The organism is Amycolatopsis sp. CB00013 (assembly GCF_001905755.1).
GTDB classification, from domain to species: Bacteria; Actinomycetota; Actinomycetes; order Mycobacteriales; family Pseudonocardiaceae; genus Amycolatopsis; species Amycolatopsis japonica.
Genome location: NZ_LIWC01000002.1, coordinates 1,008,618 through 1,023,957, shown reverse-complemented (window position 1 = coordinate 1,023,957; position 15,340 = coordinate 1,008,618). Strand labels below are relative to the sequence as shown.

The following is a 15,340-nucleotide window of genomic DNA, read 5'->3' as shown; positions in this document are numbered from 1 at the left end:
ATCACTTTCGCACGACGGTCAACCCCTTTACCTCCGCTGCGGATGCGCGATGCCCGAATACCGCTCGTCCCACACCGATCTCGGGACCCGGAGCCGGACCGGCGCCTCGCACACCCGCCGGACCTGCGCCGGGATCGCCACGGGCGGCCGGACGTCCAGGCGGTGCCACAGCCGTTTGCTCACCGCGGCGCCCGCGACGGCGCCCAGGGTGTTCAGCAGGATGTCGTCCGCCGACGTCACCCGGCCCGCCTGGATCAGGTACTGCGTGCCCTCCACCAGCACCGAGACGGCCAGCGCGCCCAGCGCGATCCGGCCCAGTGAGCGCAGGCGGCGGAACCGCAGGGGGAGCAGGGCGCCGAGCGGGCTCAGCATGAGGACGTTGCCCAGCGCCTGCCAGAGATTGGCGCTGTCGTTCAGCGCGAGGCGCAGGTCGGTGCCGGGTTCGAGGTTCAGCCTGCTGCCGTGCGCGCCGGTCACCGGCATCGTGACCAGGCACAACACCAGGAAACCGGCCAGCACGAGCGTCATGTCGACGGCGGCCGTCGCCGACGCGGAGAAGAGGTCGGCCTGTCTTCGCCGCCGCCGATGCGCCGCGAGGAGCGGCCACCCGAGCAGTGCGTACGGAACCGCGGTGATCGTCAACGGGATCATCACACCGAAAGCGCGGAGCAGCTCACCCATGGCCTTCCTTTCCGGAGCGCCCAAGATCACCTTCGCATCACAAGATCGACTCGGCATGGCGGAGCGGACGCACTAAGAGGTGATCTTTTCCGGTGGCGGAAAAGGTTTTCCCATGCTCGGCACCGTCCACAAAGGAACCTGTGGACAAACCTGTGGACGGCCGCGAAGTAACCGGAAGAAGGTGTTATCCCGCAAGGAAAAGCCTTGTGGGTGACCTGTGTACTACTTGCCGTGTCCGGCGAGCTCCCGCGCGCGTTCGAGCAGCTTTTGGAGGTGCAGCCCGCGACGTACGTCACACGGGTGCGAGGTCGTCCCGCTCGCGGCCATCGCGGCGAAATCGTCCAGGAGCGCGGTGTACGACTCGCCCGCCGAGCCCGGCTTCCGGCCGAGCGTGCGGTAACCGTGCTCGCCGTAGACGGCGACTTCGACGACCGTCGGCTGGATCGGCAACCGCAGCGACAGGGTCGCCGTGCTCGTCGCGCCACCCTCGTGGGCTAACAGCACTTGCCACAGATCGTCATCGGTCCGGTTCGCCGCGAGCACGTCGGTGATCTCGCCGAGCGCCGCGTCCAGCAGATCGAAGGCGTGCGGGCCGATGTCCGCGAGCGCGCCGGAGTCGTGCCGCCACGCCGAGGACTGGTATTGACCGCCGAGCAACGCGCCCGAAAGCCATCGAGCCCCGCCGCCCCGCCAGCCGCCGGCTTCCTTGATGCCGTCGAGCCACTCGCGGGTCATCGGTGAGAAACGCAGGATCAGGACCACGAGAGCCGCGACACCGGCGGCCTCCACCGCGTCCGCGAGCCTCCGCGCGCCGTCGAGATCCGCGGCGATCGGCTTCTCCAGGATCAGATGCTTGCCCGCTTCGGCCGCCCGGACCGCCAGCTCCGCCTGAACGGCGGGCGGCACGGCGAACGCGACCGCGTCCACCTGGTCGAGCAGCTCGTCGAAGCTGTCGACGGCTTGGGCGCCGTGGGCCTCGGCCAGCTCCTTCGCGGCCTCGGGACGCCTGGCCCAGACCGCGCGCAACGTCATGCCGGGGTGATCGGCGAGACCTGGCGCGTGCACCGTCTTCGCCCACGGACCGGCACCGACCAGACCCGCGCGCAGCTGTCCCTGTCCCACACCCCCGAGTCTAGGGCCCCGCATTCAGTCCTCTGATTGCGGTCGTTGCGCGTGCAAGAACCGCATTCAGAGGACTAAACGCGTGGGAAAAGCGTGGGTCAGGAGTAGCTGTAGAAGCCGCGACCGGTCTTCTTGCCGAGCAGGCCGGCGTCGACCATGCGCAGCAGCAGCGGCGGCGAGGAGTACAGCGGCTCCTTGAACTCGGCGTACATCGAGTCCGCGATGGCCTTGATGGTGTCCAGGCCGATCAGGTCCGACAGCCGCAGCGGGCCCATCGGGTGCGCGGTGCCGAGCTCCATGCCGCGGTCGATGTCCTCCGCGGAGGCGAAGCCCGACTCGATCATCCGGATCGCGGAAAGCAGGTACGGCACGAGCAGCGAGTTCACGATGAACCCGGCGCGGTCCTGCGACCGGATCACCGTCTTGCTCAACGCCGTCGTCGCGTGCTCCTCGGCACGGCGGGCGGTGTCGTCGCTGGTCAGCAGCGAGGGCACCAGCTCGACGAGCGGCAGCACCGGGACCGGGTTGAAGAAGTGGATGCCGATCACCTGCTGCGGGCGGCCGGTGGCCATCCCGAGCTTCATGATCGGGATCGAGGAGGTGTTGGACGCGAACACGGCGTCCTCACGCTCGACGATCTTGTCCAGCGACCGGAACACCTCGACCTTGGCCTGCTCCTGTTCCAGGATGGCCTCGATGACGAGGTCGCGGTCGGCGAACTCGCCGATCTCGGTGGTGAAGCGGAGTCGTCCGAGCGCGGCGTCGGCGTCTTCCTGCGAGAGCTTCCCGTTCTTGACGCCGCGTTGCAGCGACTTCTCGATCCGCGCCCGCCCGGAGTCCAGCGCCGGCTGGTTCACCTCGGTGACGATCACGTCCAGTCCGGCCCGTGCGTGCACCTCGGCGATGCCCGAGCCCATGAGCCCGGCCCCGACGACACCTACTCGCGCTACGTCAGACATGGCACCTCCTCATATTTTGGGCAGCACGCGACACGCGAGGGTGGTCACCGGGGCAAGCCCGGATCCACCCTCGCGTGTCACGCGTTGCTCAGCGGCGGTATTCGTCGTACCCGTCGTACGGGTCTTCGTCGTACCGCTTGTCGTCCTCGTGCCTGTCTTCCGAGGAACTACTGGACAGCTCGCGCTGCAAAGCATCGAAGTCGGTTTCGTGCGAGCTGTACTTGAGCTCGCGCGCCACCTTCGTCTGCTTGGCCTTAGCCCGGCCGCGCCCCATGGCTCGACCCCCTCGCACAGGGGCGGGGCGGCCGGGGGAATCGGCGGCCCCGCATCGTCTCGACAATTCTTTCCTGCTGACACCGTACCGTGTCCGGGGGGTTGGATGCGACGTGGCACGGTGTGCCGGTGGCGACAGTGTTCTCCGAACGCCGGTTACCGGCCGGTCGGTGGCGATAGTCGCAGGTCGGCGTGCCACGATGCTCGTGTGCCCCGTCCGTTCGCGGCTTATCTCCGCGTCTATGAGCCCCTGCTCGCGCTGGGGGATCCACCGGACGAACGGCTGCTCGAGGCCGTCGAAGCGGCCCGGCTCGATCGTTCGTCCGCGGGCGAGCGCGAGCAGGCATTGTGGCTCAAGTCACAGCATGTCGGGCGGTTGCTGCCCGCCGAACTCGCGGACGGCAGGGCCGCCCCCAGTCTCGTCACCGACGTCCTCGTGCTGGACCCCGAAGACGTGCCCGAGGGTGAGCACGGCGACGCAGGCCCGGGACCGCTGATCTGCCCGATGGAGATCCGCGCGCGCTCGGCCGCGGCGTTGGTGACCTTCCTCGGTGACGCGCATCCGGCGTTGAAGAACGCGGTGCTCGACGCGGGCGGCGCGTCGCTGGACATGATCCGCTCGCGGGCGAAGTCCGCGATCGGCGACTTGTCCGCCTCGGCCTCGCACACGCTCTCGACGACGTGGACCGTTCCGCTCCCGTGGTTCGTCCTGTTCGACCCCGGGATGCGCCGGGTCAAACTCGGCAAGGGACGCGACGATCCGGAGCGCGAGGTGTCGTGGCGGGTCTCCATCGCCGACGCGCGGTATCGCGCCCGCGAGGTCGGGGACCTGCTGGAAGCGACCTTCGGTGACTCGGGACCCGGCCGGGTGCTGCTCGAGACGCGACGCTGGCTCGACAGCTTCCACCCCGGCTCCGCGGTCGAACTCGACTACGGCGGTCTCGTGCAGCTCTTCGCCGACTCGATCCTGCAGTCGGACACGACCGCCGAAGAGGTGCACGACATCCTCGACGCGCTCCGCACCGGCAACGTCGACGAGCTGGCGGAACTGTTCGCCGACCTGCGTGACTTCTGGGGCGACCTGGCCGCGCGGGAACGCGCGAACTAGCCGAAGAGACCGGCGGCGACCTTCAGCTCGCCGACCGGTTTCCCGCCGCCGAGCACCGCGTCGCGCGCGAGGTCCGCTGCTTCGTCGCCCGGGTCGATGCCGAGGTGGCGCAGGGTCGCGAGCAGCAGCGGGAGCCGGGCGCGGGCCGCGCCGTCGTCGATCTTCAGTGCCAGCGCCGTGCCGTCCGGGAGCGCGAACGCGTGCACTCCCTCGGCGCCGCCTTTCGAGAGCAGGCCGTCGATGGTCCGCATCAGCACGGTGTCCTCGCGGCCGGTGCCCGCGACCTGCCACGGATGCGCGCGGACCGCGTCCGCGACCCGGCGTTCCGGCCCGCCCATGGCGGTGACCAGCCTGCCGAAGGAACGCGCGAGGCCGGTGAGGGAGAACGCGAACAGCGGTGCGCCGCAGCCGTCGACGCCGACCGTCTCGATCGTTTCGCTGGTGAGGTCGGCGACCGTGGCCTGGATGATCTTCTGCAGCGGGTGGATCTCGGCCGCGTAGTCGTCGGTCGGCCAGCCGACCTGCGCGCAGGTCGTGAGCATCGCGGCGTGCTTGCCGGAGCAGTTCATCGCGGCCCGGCGTTTCCCGGCGGAGGCGACGGCCAGCATGCTCGGCTCGTGCAGCGGGAAGGCGGGCGGGCAGGACAGCGCGTCCTCGGTGAGTCCCGCGCGGGACAGCATCGCCAGGGCGCCCTCGACGTGGCCGGGTTCGCCGTTGTGCGAGCCGCAGCCCAGCGCGAGTTCTTCGTCGTCGATGGTGAGGCCGGCGCGGAGCATGCCGACGGCCTGCAGGGGTTTGTTGGACGAGCGCGGGTAGACCGGCCGCTCGATGTCGCCCGCGGAGAAACGCACCGAGCCGTCCGGGGCGGTGATCACGAGCGCGCCGCGGTGCACGCTCTCCACGAAACCGGATCGGACGACCTCGACCAGGACCGGATTCGTCACTCGGACCCGCCGCGTTCGGTGTCGAGGAGATCGTCGACCGACGCCGTGCCCTTGCGGTAGCGGGTCGCGATCTCGGCGTTGATCGTGTCCATCACGCTCTGCACCTCGCGGCGGTACGAAGAGACGGAGACCTCTTCGTCGGCGTACCGGTTGAGGGCGTTGACCAGCTTCTCGTCCGAGAGGGTGCTGACGTCGGAAAGGTCCGTGTCGCCGATGAGGGCCTCGGCGAACCGCCGGTGCTCGCCCGCGCGAGACGGCTCCAGCCGCTGATGTCTCCCCGAGCCCGTGGCCGGGCCGATCGCGTTGTCCGCCAGGATCGCGGCCAGCCGCTCGACGACGCTGCTCTCGCCGCCGGAACTCCGGCGCTCCTGCTCGGCCCGCACGATGTCGATGCGCGCGTGGAGCAGGCGCCGCAGGTACGACAGGTCGGTCTCCTCCTGCGCGGCCTCGTCACGGCGCTCGCGCAGCACGGAAAGCGTCAGCTCGCCGAGGTCGCTGAGATACCCAGGGCCGAGCACGCGGTCGATACGACGGCGACCACCGGGCCGGACTTCGATCACGCGCGTAGCTTATCGCGCTCCAGCGGAAATGTTCCGCAGGGAGCGATACCACAAGGATCTCCGCCCCTTCCGAGACCCTCCGCCGGGCGGCTGCTCTTTCGGTCCCTTCCAGAGCCCGCCCCCCACCCGTCCCGGGGGCGGCCCCTGGTCCAGTCTACCGGGGGTGGGCGGGGAAAAGTGCTGGTCGGCGGAGTTGTCCACAGGTGGGCGGGGTTGTGGACAACCTGTGGATGAGTACGTGAAGGACCCCTTCATTGCGTCTAGCGCAGTGAAGGACCCCTTCATGTACTTCGGTCGTGAGTGAAGGCCGAGTTTCCAGCGCTCAGCCGAGGGATGGGGCCCTTCACGCGCGGCCGCCGGCGGAAAGCCGCAGACTCAGTGTCCCCAATGTGGCATTGGGGACACTGAGCGTCTCCGATGCCACATTGGGCGCACCGGCTCAGCCCCGCAGCCGCTGAGCCGCTTCCCGGCCGGGAGCCGGAGCCTCCCCCGGAACCGAGTCCGGGTCGATGGTCGCCTGCACGACGCGGTCCTCGGCCCCCACCAGCAGCTCCGCACCCGGCTGCGTCGAGCGTTTGACCAGTGCCAGCGCGATCGGGCCCAGTTCGTGGTGCTGCACCACGCTGCCGACGCGCCCCACCGTCCGCTCGCCCAGCACCACCGGATCGCCGGTCTCCGGCGTGATCTCCGGCGAACCGTCCAGATGCAGCAGCGCCATGTACCGCGGCGGCCGCCCGACGTTGTGGACCTTCGCGACGGTCTCCTGCCCGCGGTAGCAGCCCTTCGCCACGTGCGCGGCGGAGTCGACCCAGTTCACCTCGTGCGGGATCGTGCGCTCGTCGGTGTCGACGCCGAGGCGCGGCCGCAGCGATTCGACCCGCAGCGCGTCGAAGGTCCAGCTGCCCGCCGGTCGCGCGCCCGCGTCGGTCAGGCGCCGCCACCAGCCGGCCAGGTCGGCGCGGGGCACGGCGAGGTCGACGCTGTGCCGTCCCGGCCACGGCATCCGCCGCGCGAAACCGCCGGGGATCGCCACGACCGAGTACGGGTCCGAGCCCACGGAGACACCCACGACGTCCAGCACGCGGTCCGCGTCGGGGCCGAGGACGGTCAGCAGCGCCAGCTCGTCCGAGACATCGCGGATGTCCACTTTGGACCAGAACTTCATCGCTTCGAGGTAGTCGCGCAGTGTCTGCTTGCCGCCGGACGGCAACGCGCTGGTGGCCACCGCGCCCCGGTCGCTGTCCAGCCACACCGTGCCGTCCGCGTGCGCGACGACCATGTGCGTGTCGACGCGGCCTTGGCTGTCCAGCACGAGCGCCTCGGTACCGGTGCCCTCGGCGAGCCCGGTGACATGCTGCGAGATCACCAAATGCAGCCAGGACAACCGTTCTTCGCCGGTGACGGCCAGGATCTCGCGGTGCGAACGGTCGATCACGACCGCGCCGCGCGCCGCGGTCCGTTGCTCGGCGAAGGGGTCACCCCAGTGCCACGGGACACCTTCCTCCGGATGCCCGTCGGGTGCCGCGATCGGTCCGGGAAGGTCGAGCAAGGGGGAGCGGTAGGGCATGAAACCCATGCTAGTGAGTACCGTGTCCCCATGCGCGTGCTTGCCTTCCTCGACGGGACCCTGGCCGACCCCGAAGCCGCCCACCTGCGGGTGGACGATCTGGGACTGCTTCGCGGCGACGGCGTGTTCGAGACGATCCTCGTCGTCGACGGACGGCCCCGCGAGCTCCGCCCGCACCTCGAGCGGCTGGCCCGTTCCGCGGCCATGCTCGACCTGCCGGAGCCGGACCTCGCGGTCTGGGAGCGGGCCGCGCAGACGGTCATCGACAACTGGTCCGGCCCGGCCGAGATCGCGCTGAAACTGGTGTACACCAGGGGAATCGACGGCGATCCGGAGGCGAAGCCGTTCGGGTTCGCGCTCGGTGTGGAGATCGACGAGAAGGTCCAGCGGGCCCGCGTCGAAGGCGTCGCGGCGATCACCCTCGAGCGCGGTATCGAGGCCGACCTCGCCGAGCGCGCGCCGTGGCTGCTGCTTGGCGCGAAGTCGATTTCGTACGGCGTCAACATGGCGGCGTTGCGGGAGGCCGGCCGCCGTGGCGCGAGCGATGTGATTTTCACCGCCGCCGACGGTTCGGTCTTCGAAGGACCGACTTCCACGGTCGTCCTCGCGAAGGACAAGACGCTCTACACGCCGCCGGCGACCATCGGCATCCTGCCGGGGACGACGCAGGCGGCGCTGTTCCGCGGCGCCGAGCGCGCGGGCTGGTCGGTCAAGGTCGAGCCGCTCAAGGTTTCGGACCTCACCGAGGGTGAAGGGCTCTTCCTCGCCTCGTCGGTCCGCAAGCTGACCCGGGTGCACACGCTCGACGGCGTCGCGCTCACCGACTCCAGCGCGATCCACGCCGAGCTGGCCGCCGCGTACGAGAGCGAGTACGCGATCAGCTGAGCGTCGCGCGCAGCTTGGCGATGGTGCGAAGGATCTCGTCCCGGTGCTTGGCCGTCGTGATCCAGGCGGGCAGCCGGGCCACCAAGGTCATGCCGGGACGATTCCCGAGCCCGCGTTCGCGCAGCTTCGCCGCGACGAATCGTTCGAGCAGGTCGAGGTGACGTTCGTGGAACGCCCAAAGGGTGTTCCCGCCACAGCAGTCGGCGCGCAGCCACAGCGGTTCGCGGAAGAACGGGTCGATGGGCCGGTTCCACACGTGGTAGTGGGGTTCAGGGGGAACGCGCACCAGGGCGCAGCCGGCGCAGGTCAGCCGTTCGTGAGTGACCGAAGCGCGGCCCGAGCAGCGTGGACAGACGATCAGGATCGGCTCGGCGGTAAGGTTCCCGAGCCGAATCTGGGGATCGCGGAACCGCGGGCCGTCCATCAGCCGAGCGGGCTGATGATCAGCAGGTGCGGCAGGATCTCTTCCTCACGGTAAGCCGCGATCTTGTGGTGCCCGTCGAGGATCACCGCCGCGTCGGTGGTCTCCAGCACGACCGCGACCGGCCGGTGCCCGCTCTTGATCGCGGTCCGGTAGTAGCCGACCCGGGACACATCGGCGGGCGGCCAGTCGGCGCTCGGGGTCAGGTAGCGGTCCTCGGCCAGCCGTTCGGGTCCGGTGACCTGGTACTCGCCGTCGGCGAAGAGGTCGAGAAGCGGGCGGAGCGTGTCGCCGAGCGGGCGCCGCATCTGGCCGGTGGCCAGCGCGATCCGCAGCGACTGCGGCAGTTCCGGTTGGGTTGGGACCGAATTCGTGTCGATGACACCTGTGCCACCGTCGACCTTTACCTGTTCCACACCCTCGTGGACGAGTGAAAGCGGAGAAGGGTTCCGGGTCTGGCCTGCGCGAGGGCCGGGAGTGACGCCTGTCTCACCACGGCCGCCACCGGATAACCACCGGTAGTCGGATGATCCGCCAAGAACACCACCGGCAACCCGTTCGGCGGAACCTGCACGGCGCCGGTCAGCAGGCCCTCGCTCGGCAGTTCCCGCTCCGCGTATTCGGGCACGCGAGTCAACGCGGGGCCGTCGAGCCGGAGCCCGACGCGGTTGGATTCCGCCGTCACCGTCCAGGTCTTCGCGAGCCCCGCCGCCGGATCCTCGAACCAGTGCGCCCGCGGGCCCGGGTCCACCCGCACGACCAGTTCCGCCGGTGCCGTCGTGGGCAGCACGACGTCGGCGCCGCCGGGCACCGACGACGGGCCGAGCGGCAGGACGTCGCCCTTCTTGAGTGGCGCGGGGCCGATCTCCGAGAGGACGTCCCGCGACCGGCTGCCGAGTTCCGCGTCGACCACGATGCCGCCGGAAACCGCCAGATAGCACCGTAATCCGGTGGCAGGCGCGCCGATCGCCACGACCTGTCCCGCCGCCAGCCACACCGGAGCGTGCGAGCCGACTGGACGCCCGTCCACCTCGACGGCGACGGGAGGACCGGTCACCGCGACCGTGCAGGACGTCGTCGCGCGCAGCCGCGGCCCGCCGAGCAGGCACTCCACCCCGGCCGCGTCCTCGGCGTTGCCGACGAGCCGGTTGGCCAGTTTCAGCGCCGGGACGTCCAGCGCGCCCGACGGAGGCACGCCGAGATGCGAGTAGCCGGGCCTGCCGAGATCTTGGATCAGCGCGAGCGGACCGGTCTCGAGCACTTCGAGGGCCCTCATCCCGCGCTCCGGAACCGCACGCGGTCGCCGGGCGCCAGCAGCGCGGGCCGGTCGGCGCGGGGATCGAACAGGACGGTCCGGGTGTGCCCGATCAGCCGCCAGCCACCGGGCGAGACGCGCGGGTACACGCCGGTGAACTCGCCCGCGATACCGACCGAACCCGGTGGCACGCGAGTGCGCGGAGCGGGCAGCCGCGGCTGCCGGAGCGGCTCGGGAAGCCCGGTCAGGTAACCGAATCCGGGCGCGAAACCGGTGAACGCCACGGTGTAGACGGCGCCGGTGTGCAACCGGACGACGTCCTCTGTGGACACTCCGGCGTCCCGTGCGACGAGTTCGAGATCCTCGCCGTCGTAGGTCACGTCGAGGGTGATCTCGCGGGATTCGTCTTCCGGCGGATGGTCGAGGTCGGCGTCCGCCAGCAGTTCACGGACGGTCGCGAGCGCGCCCGAGCCGGGGGTTTCCACCACGAGCAGGCTGCGGGCGCCGGGAACGAGTTCGGTGATGCCGTCCGGGCGCGCGGAGGAGACCATCGCGTGCGCCGCCATCGACTCGGCCAGGGAGGCGCAGTCGAGCAGGGCGGCGTGCTCGCCGTAGGCACGCCACCGCATCGGAAGTACGTCAGCCCACCACGCGACGCAGCAGCGCCGACGTGTGCGGCTGCAGTTCCTGGCCCATCATGGCGCGCTCCTCGACGAAGCCGAGTTCGCCGTTGACGATGCCGTAGAGCCGCTGAGACGCCGTGACGTCCTTGGCCGTCGAGGTGCGGACGACCGCGTCGGTGCCCAGTTCCCAGGCCGGGACCGAGGCCTTGCCGCGCGGCTTGCCGTAGAAGAGCTCCACGATGCCGGTGTTGTGCGTCAGCAGCAGCTCGATCGTGTCGTCGGCCTGCGGGCGCCAGAACCCGGATTCGCGCGCGGCGGGACGGATGACCTTGCCGTCCTCGTCGAGCAGCCAGGCGCGTGCCTCGTGCGTGAGGAACGGGCGGCCGTCGTGCGCGATGGTCAGCTGCATGCCGAACCGGTACGGGCCCTCGATGGTCGGGTAGTCGACCTCGCCCTCGCCGCGCCACACGCCGACGAGCGGCAGGAGCGCCAGGCAGGCGTCGTTGAGGTTCGGACCTTCGCGCAGGTTCGCGGTGTCGCCCGGGATGGGCATGTCGTCGAACTGCGGAAGGTTCCGGTCGCGCGTGCTCTCCGCGCGCTTTTCCGCGGCCTGGATGGCCTCGTCGCCACTAGCCGTCATGGGTCAGCGCTGGTCCGCGTAAAGCCGGTAGACGACGTACACGGCGAACCAGGTGATCGCGACGCCGGCGAGCACCAGCAGGGTCGTAAACAGGATCTCCACGACACGCACCTTAGTCGCTACCTGCCCCGACAGGCCTGCCGAGGTCGCGTGGCAGTGCCCACAGGCGCTGAAGGACGCTTTCACCGCATCTGACGCGACGAAGGGGCCCTTCACCGCATGAGATGCGGTGAAGGGCCCCTTCAGCCCGTCTCAGGCGACCGAGATCGCCAGCTGGTGCACGCCGGGTCCCTGCGCGGTGACGGAGGCTTCGCCGTTGCCGGAGCGGTGCAGCGCGCGCACCGTCCAGTCACCGGGGGCCGCGTAAAAGCGGAAGTCGCCGTCGGCCGACGAGACCACCTCGCCGGTGAAGTCGCCGCCGCCGTCGAGCAACCGCACGAAGGCGCCGCCGACGGGCCCTTCCGAGCCGGTCACCTTGCCGGCCAGGACGACCTGGCCGCGGGTGTCGTAATCGGCGGGCGTGGCCTCCTGGACCGGCGCGCCGCAGCTGTCGTCTGCCATCACTTAGCTCCCAACTCGACCGGCACGCCGACGAGCGAGCCGTATTCCGTCCACGAACCGTCGTAGTTCTTCACCTGGTCGTAGCCGAGGAGCTCGTGCAGCGCGAACCACGCGATGGACGAACGCTCACCGATCCGGCAGTACGCGATCGTGGACTTCGACTCGTCGAGGCCCTCGTCGGAGTACAGCTCCTTGATCTCTTCCTCGGTCTTGAAGGTGCCGTCCTCGTTGGCGACCTTCGCCCACGGGACGTTCAGCGCGCCGGGGATGTGGCCCGGGACCTGCGACTGCTCCTGCGGCAGGTGCGCCGGGGCGAGCAGCTTGCCGGAGAACTCGTCGGGGGAACGCACGTCGACGAAGTTGCTGCCGCCGATGGCCTGGACGACCTCGTCGCGGAACGCGCGGATCGACAGGTCCTGCTCCTTGGCCTGGTACGTGGTGGCTTCGCGCTTGACCTCGTCCGAGTTCAGCTCGCGGCCGTCGAGCTCCCACTTCTTGCGGCCGCCGTCGAGCAGCTGCACGTTCTCGTGGCCGTAGAGCTTGAAGTACCAGTACGCGTACGCGGCGAACCAGTTGTTGTTGCCGCCGTAGAGGATCACGCGGTCGTCGTTCGAGATGCCCTTCTCGGACAACAGCTTCTCGAAGCCCTCCTTGTTGACGAAGTCGCGGCGGACACCGTCCTGCAGGTCCTTGCGCCAGTCGAACTTCACCGCACCGCGGATGTGTCCGTTGTCGTACGCGGTCGTGTCCTCGTCGACCTCGATGAACACGACACCCGGGGTGTCCAGGTTCTCCTCGGCCCACTGGGTGGTGACCAGGACGTCTTCACGGCTCATGGAGCTGACTCTCTTTCTGGGTTAGGACGCGCGAGGGCTGGGGCTGAAACGCTTGATGAGCAGGTACATCTCGCAACCGAGACAGAAGTTGAACGCCGCGTTGAGGAACGCCGCGAACAGCGCGAACGCCGTGGCGACGAAGCCGAGCGCGGTCAGGCCGGCGGCGAAACCGACGGTGCCGACGACGGCGAACACGAACCCGACGGCCTGCGCGAACCGCAGCGGGGCGGCGTCCTCGCGTTCGGTCGTCGGGCCGAGCCGCGGCGCGACGAGGTAGCGGTAGAGCAGGGAGTACGGCGCCGGCTTCAAACCGATGAAGGCACCGATCGCGAACACCACCGCCTGCGCCGCGAGCAGTGGCCACCACTGGGTGATGAGCACGACCGCGAGCACGATCGTCGTCAGGATGGCGGCGAAACGCGGACCACGGGGGTCGACGGCCGGTCCTGCGGACATGGTTCCTCCTGCGAACGAGAGGTAAGGAGATGCGTGCCGGACGGGCACGCGCAGGCGAGGTTCAGCGAACGCCGGGACACAGGCTGCTGCGAACGCGGCACAGATCCACTGCGCGGCGCTGGGTCAGCAAGGTTCGGGGCAGCCTGTTCACGGGCACGAGGGTACGCAGAGCTCCCTCAGGTTGGGAACCGTGTTCACACCTTGGGACGCTTCCCAAAATTCGGGATCAGGCGTTCGCCAGATGGGGCCTCAGGGCTTCTAGAAGCTCCTGACCTCGGGGAACGCCGCCGACGCGGAAAACCTCCCGGCCGTCCGGGGTCAAGGCCAACGTCGTGGGGGTCCGCAGCACCGAGAGCGCCTGGGCGACTTCGGGGGTTTCGGTGACGTCCAGATCGACGTGCGTGAGGCCGTCGGTCTTGTCCGCGAGCGCCGAGAGGATCGCGCGGGTGTGGCGGCACGGCGCGCAGAACGTCGTGGAGATCTGGACCAGGGTGACGCCTTCGGGCGCGAGGGCACCCGAGACACGACCGGGCAGTGTGGGCGCGCCGGGTTTGGCCGCGCGGATCCGGCCGTTACGCGCTCGCATCAGCGCGCCCGCGATCCCGCCGAGCACCAAGACACCCAGCAGCACCCATACTCCGGTCATCCGCAAGTCACCCCTGAGGCTTCGCTCCGCTGAAGGCCACGTTCTTGCCTTCACCCTTGATGGTCACCGAGCCGCTGTTCACGCGCACCGAGGTCGGCGTCACCGAGAACGGCATCGCGCCGGTGTCGATGGTCGCGTTGAAGTTCGGCAGCAGCGCGTCCTGCACCGCTTGGGGAACGACGGTGGTCTCCTTGTCATTCCCGAACTGCAGCCGCTTCGGCTCGAGACGGATCTTCTGCCCGTCCAGTTCGATCATCGCGAAGCAGAAGATCTCCACCTTCTGCCCGGCGATCTGGACGTTGCCCGAAACCCGGATCCCGGCGCTGGCGGTGTCCACCGGCTCGCCGTTCTCATTGGTCGCCGTCGGCTTCGTCTCGCCCTGGCCGCTGTCGCCGTTGCGGACGTAGTCCTCGGTGACCGGTTCGATCTTGAGGTTCTCGATCTTGTCCAGCGGCGCCTGCCGCGCGATGTCCGCGGCCTTGATCGTCACCTCGCCCTTGAGCGTGCCGATGACGATCGACTTCGTGTTGCCGGACGTCAGGTCCGAGAGCGGCGCCGTGACGTCGCTCATGTCCGCGTTGAAGTCCACGTCACGCAGTTTCGGCGGAACGGCGACGCCCTGGGCGTTGATGGTGATGTGACTGTAGTCACCGGAAAGGGCCTGGGTCAGGAACGGGAAACCGTGCACCGTGACCGCCGGATCGTTGGCCAGATCCAGCTGCTGGCGGGCCTTCTGGGAGATCGTGTGCTCGGCGAACGCCGCCGCCCCGAAATCGGCGCCGACCAGCAGCACCACGAGGACCGCGAGGGCGATGAGCCAGCCCCGGCCACGGCGCTTTCCTCGCTTGGCGGACCGCCCCGGAGAGGGTCGGTCGTCCTGCGCCACGGGCCTGCTCACCATTGCGTCGAATCTCCTTCGTCAACCTCTTTGGCCAGGTGTGATCGATCCAGCACGGGGTAGGTCCCCGGCTGTTCACCCGCTATTCTCACTAAGCACCGGCGGTCGCCACGTTCGAGGCGGCCACGATCCGAAGGCGGTGCGGCGATGAGCCTGGACCTTCTGGTACTGACCGCGGAAGCAGATGCCACCACGGTGTTGCCCGCCCTGGACCTGCTGCCCCACACCGTACGCGTCCGTGCTCCGGAAGTGACCGCGCTGCTCGACGCGGGCCACCGCGACGTCATCGTCCTCGACGCCCGCACCGATCTCGCCTCCGCGAAGAGCCTCTGCCGCCTGCTCAAGGGCGCCGGCGAGGACGAGGCCTCCACGCCGGTCATCGCCGTCGTCGGCGAAGGCGGTCTGGTCGCGGTCAGCGCGGAATGGCGCACCGACGACATCCTCCTCCCGACGGCCGGTCCCGCCGAGGTCGACGCCCGGTTGCGGCTGGTCACCACCCGCGACGGCAGTGCCGCGCAGGTCGACGCCGAACTCCGCGTCGGCGACCTCGTCATCGACGAAGCGACCTACACCGCGAAGCTGCGCAAGCGCACTCTCGAGCTCACGTACAAGGAGTTCGAACTCCTCAAGTACCTCGCGCAGCACGCCGGCCGGGTGTTCACCCGCGCCCAGCTGCTGCAGGAGGTCTGGGGTTACGACTTCTTCGGCGGCACGCGCACGGTCGACGTCCACGTCCGGCGTCTGCGCGCGAAGCTGGGGCCGGAGCACGAGCAGATGATCGGCACCGTGCGCAACGTCGGCTACAAGTTCGAGCGTCCCTCGAAGGGAGCGGCCAAGCAGGCCGTCGCCCCGGACTCGAGCGTCTACGAGCCGAGCGAGTTTTCCGCGCACTGAGTCCCCTTTCC

Annotated in this window: 20 protein-coding genes; 3 read left to right on the top strand and 17 right to left on the bottom strand. The window is 69.5% G+C overall.

Annotation, left to right across the window (positions count from 1 at the left end; all coding sequences use genetic code 11):
- Positions 1–27: 27 nt before the first annotated feature.
- The 4 genes from AMK34_RS14945 to AMK34_RS14930 form a co-directional block, all read right to left on the bottom strand.
- Positions 28–681 carry a VanZ family protein gene (locus AMK34_RS14945; RefSeq protein WP_038521368.1) on the bottom strand — a complete coding sequence of 218 codons (654 nt, stop codon included), beginning with the start codon at positions 679–681 and terminating at the stop codon, positions 28–30.
- 222 nt (positions 682–903) lie between these two features.
- Positions 904–1,827: a Gfo/Idh/MocA family protein gene (locus AMK34_RS14940; RefSeq protein ID WP_038521365.1), complete on the bottom strand. Its 924-nt coding sequence runs from the start codon at positions 1,825–1,827 to the stop codon at positions 904–906.
- A 74-nt stretch (positions 1,828–1,901) separates the two neighbouring features.
- Entirely contained in the window at positions 1,902–2,762 is an 861-nt protein-coding gene (locus AMK34_RS14935) for a 3-hydroxybutyryl-CoA dehydrogenase (RefSeq protein ID WP_016338023.1), read from the bottom strand.
- Positions 2,763–2,850: 88 nt separating this feature from the next.
- Positions 2,851–3,036, bottom strand: a complete 186-nt coding sequence (locus AMK34_RS14930; RefSeq protein WP_016338022.1) for a DUF3073 domain-containing protein — start codon at positions 3,034–3,036, stop codon at positions 2,851–2,853.
- 207 nt (positions 3,037–3,243) lie between these two features.
- Between AMK34_RS14930 and AMK34_RS14925 the strand changes: the two genes are divergently transcribed.
- On the top strand, positions 3,244–4,143 hold the full coding sequence (locus AMK34_RS14925) for a hypothetical protein (RefSeq protein ID WP_038521360.1): 900 nt from the start codon (positions 3,244–3,246) through the stop codon (positions 4,141–4,143).
- On the opposite strand, the gene AMK34_RS14920 is transcribed toward AMK34_RS14925, so the two are convergent.
- The 3 genes from AMK34_RS14920 to ygfZ form a co-directional block, all read right to left on the bottom strand.
- Positions 4,140–5,087: an asparaginase gene (locus AMK34_RS14920; RefSeq protein WP_073845765.1), complete on the bottom strand. Its 948-nt coding sequence runs from the start codon at positions 5,085–5,087 to the stop codon at positions 4,140–4,142. The two genes, AMK34_RS14925 and AMK34_RS14920, sit on opposite strands and share 4 nt — an antisense overlap.
- Positions 5,084–5,647 (bottom strand): RsiG family protein, encoded by a 564-nt coding sequence (locus tag AMK34_RS14915; RefSeq protein WP_007032564.1) that lies wholly within the window; start codon positions 5,645–5,647, stop codon positions 5,084–5,086. Before AMK34_RS14915 ends, AMK34_RS14920 begins: the two co-directional genes overlap by 4 nt.
- Positions 5,648–6,086: 439 nt before the next feature.
- Positions 6,087–7,214 (bottom strand): CAF17-like 4Fe-4S cluster assembly/insertion protein YgfZ, encoded by a 1,128-nt coding sequence (gene ygfZ / locus AMK34_RS14910; RefSeq protein WP_073846298.1) that lies wholly within the window; start codon positions 7,212–7,214, stop codon positions 6,087–6,089.
- 30 nt (positions 7,215–7,244) lie between these two features.
- On the opposite strand from ygfZ, the gene AMK34_RS14905 reads away from it, so the two are divergent.
- Entirely contained in the window at positions 7,245–8,099 is an 855-nt protein-coding gene (locus AMK34_RS14905; protein ID WP_038521352.1) for an aminodeoxychorismate lyase, read from the top strand.
- Here the strand turns inward: AMK34_RS14905 and AMK34_RS14900 are convergent.
- From AMK34_RS14900 to AMK34_RS14855, 10 genes are all read right to left on the bottom strand, one after another.
- Complete coding sequence (locus tag AMK34_RS14900) at positions 8,092–8,523, bottom strand: hypothetical protein (protein WP_073845764.1); 432 nt, start codon at positions 8,521–8,523, stop codon at positions 8,092–8,094. The two genes, AMK34_RS14905 and AMK34_RS14900, sit on opposite strands and share 8 nt — an antisense overlap.
- Positions 8,523–8,936 carry a hypothetical protein gene (locus AMK34_RS14895; protein ID WP_037334753.1) on the bottom strand — a complete coding sequence of 138 codons (414 nt, stop codon included), beginning with the start codon at positions 8,934–8,936 and terminating at the stop codon, positions 8,523–8,525. The genes AMK34_RS14900 and AMK34_RS14895 overlap by 1 nt, the downstream gene beginning before the upstream one ends.
- Positions 8,924–9,796 carry a biotin-dependent carboxyltransferase family protein gene (locus AMK34_RS14890; protein ID WP_073845763.1) on the bottom strand — a complete coding sequence of 291 codons (873 nt, stop codon included), beginning with the start codon at positions 9,794–9,796 and terminating at the stop codon, positions 8,924–8,926. Before AMK34_RS14890 ends, AMK34_RS14895 begins: the two co-directional genes overlap by 13 nt.
- Complete coding sequence (pxpB, locus tag AMK34_RS14885; RefSeq protein ID WP_073845762.1) at positions 9,793–10,404, bottom strand: 5-oxoprolinase subunit PxpB; 612 nt, start codon at positions 10,402–10,404, stop codon at positions 9,793–9,795. Before pxpB ends, AMK34_RS14890 begins: the two co-directional genes overlap by 4 nt.
- A 10-nt stretch (positions 10,405–10,414) precedes the next feature.
- The gene (locus AMK34_RS14880) at positions 10,415–11,038 is read right to left on the bottom strand and encodes an FABP family protein (protein ID WP_007032570.1); all 624 of its coding nucleotides are present in this window, start codon (positions 11,036–11,038) and stop codon (positions 10,415–10,417) included.
- A gap of 252 nt (positions 11,039–11,290) precedes the next feature.
- Positions 11,291–11,599: a DUF1416 domain-containing protein gene (locus AMK34_RS14875; RefSeq protein WP_038521338.1), complete on the bottom strand. Its 309-nt coding sequence runs from the start codon at positions 11,597–11,599 to the stop codon at positions 11,291–11,293.
- The gene (locus AMK34_RS14870) at positions 11,599–12,435 is read right to left on the bottom strand and encodes a sulfurtransferase (RefSeq protein WP_038521335.1); all 837 of its coding nucleotides are present in this window, start codon (positions 12,433–12,435) and stop codon (positions 11,599–11,601) included. Before AMK34_RS14870 ends, AMK34_RS14875 begins: the two co-directional genes overlap by 1 nt.
- 21 nt (positions 12,436–12,456) lie before the next feature.
- On the bottom strand, positions 12,457–12,891 hold the full coding sequence (locus AMK34_RS14865) for a DUF4395 domain-containing protein (RefSeq protein WP_038521332.1): 435 nt from the start codon (positions 12,889–12,891) through the stop codon (positions 12,457–12,459).
- Between the two features lie 226 nt (positions 12,892–13,117).
- Positions 13,118–13,537, bottom strand: a complete 420-nt coding sequence (locus tag AMK34_RS14860) for a TlpA family protein disulfide reductase (protein ID WP_038521329.1) — start codon at positions 13,535–13,537, stop codon at positions 13,118–13,120.
- 7 nt (positions 13,538–13,544) lie between these two features.
- Complete coding sequence (locus AMK34_RS14855; RefSeq protein ID WP_083649866.1) at positions 13,545–14,438, bottom strand: LmeA family phospholipid-binding protein; 894 nt, start codon at positions 14,436–14,438, stop codon at positions 13,545–13,547.
- A gap of 144 nt (positions 14,439–14,582) precedes the next feature.
- Here AMK34_RS14855 and AMK34_RS14850 point away from each other — a divergent pair, with 144 nt between their 5' ends.
- Entirely contained in the window at positions 14,583–15,329 is a 747-nt protein-coding gene (locus tag AMK34_RS14850; protein WP_038521327.1) for a winged helix-turn-helix transcriptional regulator, read from the top strand.
- Positions 15,330–15,340: the final 11 nt, after the last annotated feature.

Coding starts and splice junctions, on each gene's coding strand:
- AMK34_RS14945 (WP_038521368.1), bottom strand. CDS start 681: ATGGGTGAGCTGCTCCGCGCTTTCGGTGTGATGATCCCGTTGACGATC.
- AMK34_RS14940 (WP_038521365.1), bottom strand. CDS start 1,827: ATGCGGGGCCCTAGACTCGGGGGTGTGGGACAGGGACAGCTGCGCGCG.
- AMK34_RS14935 (WP_016338023.1), bottom strand. CDS start 2,762: ATGTCTGACGTAGCGCGAGTAGGTGTCGTCGGGGCCGGGCTCATGGGC.
- AMK34_RS14930 (WP_016338022.1), bottom strand. CDS start 3,036: ATGGGGCGCGGCCGGGCTAAGGCCAAGCAGACGAAGGTGGCGCGCGAG.
- ygfZ (WP_073846298.1), bottom strand. CDS start 7,214: ATGCCCTACCGCTCCCCCTTGCTCGACCTTCCCGGACCGATCGCGGCA.
- AMK34_RS14905 (WP_038521352.1), top strand. CDS start 7,245: ATGCGCGTGCTTGCCTTCCTCGACGGGACCCTGGCCGACCCCGAAGCC.
- AMK34_RS14900 (WP_073845764.1), bottom strand. CDS start 8,523: ATGGACGGCCCGCGGTTCCGCGATCCCCAGATTCGGCTCGGGAACCTT.
- AMK34_RS14890 (WP_073845763.1), bottom strand. CDS start 9,796: ATGAGGGCCCTCGAAGTGCTCGAGACCGGTCCGCTCGCGCTGATCCAA.
- pxpB (WP_073845762.1), bottom strand. CDS start 10,404: ATGCGGTGGCGTGCCTACGGCGAGCACGCCGCCCTGCTCGACTGCGCC.
- AMK34_RS14880 (WP_007032570.1), bottom strand. CDS start 11,038: ATGACGGCTAGTGGCGACGAGGCCATCCAGGCCGCGGAAAAGCGCGCG.
- AMK34_RS14875 (WP_038521338.1), bottom strand. CDS start 11,599: ATGGCAGACGACAGCTGCGGCGCGCCGGTCCAGGAGGCCACGCCCGCC.
- AMK34_RS14870 (WP_038521335.1), bottom strand. CDS start 12,435: ATGAGCCGTGAAGACGTCCTGGTCACCACCCAGTGGGCCGAGGAGAAC.
- AMK34_RS14865 (WP_038521332.1), bottom strand. CDS start 12,891: ATGTCCGCAGGACCGGCCGTCGACCCCCGTGGTCCGCGTTTCGCCGCC.
- AMK34_RS14860 (WP_038521329.1), bottom strand. CDS start 13,537: ATGACCGGAGTATGGGTGCTGCTGGGTGTCTTGGTGCTCGGCGGGATC.
- AMK34_RS14855 (WP_083649866.1), bottom strand. CDS start 14,438: ATGGTGAGCAGGCCCGTGGCGCAGGACGACCGACCCTCTCCGGGGCGG.
- AMK34_RS14850 (WP_038521327.1), top strand. CDS start 14,583: ATGAGCCTGGACCTTCTGGTACTGACCGCGGAAGCAGATGCCACCACG.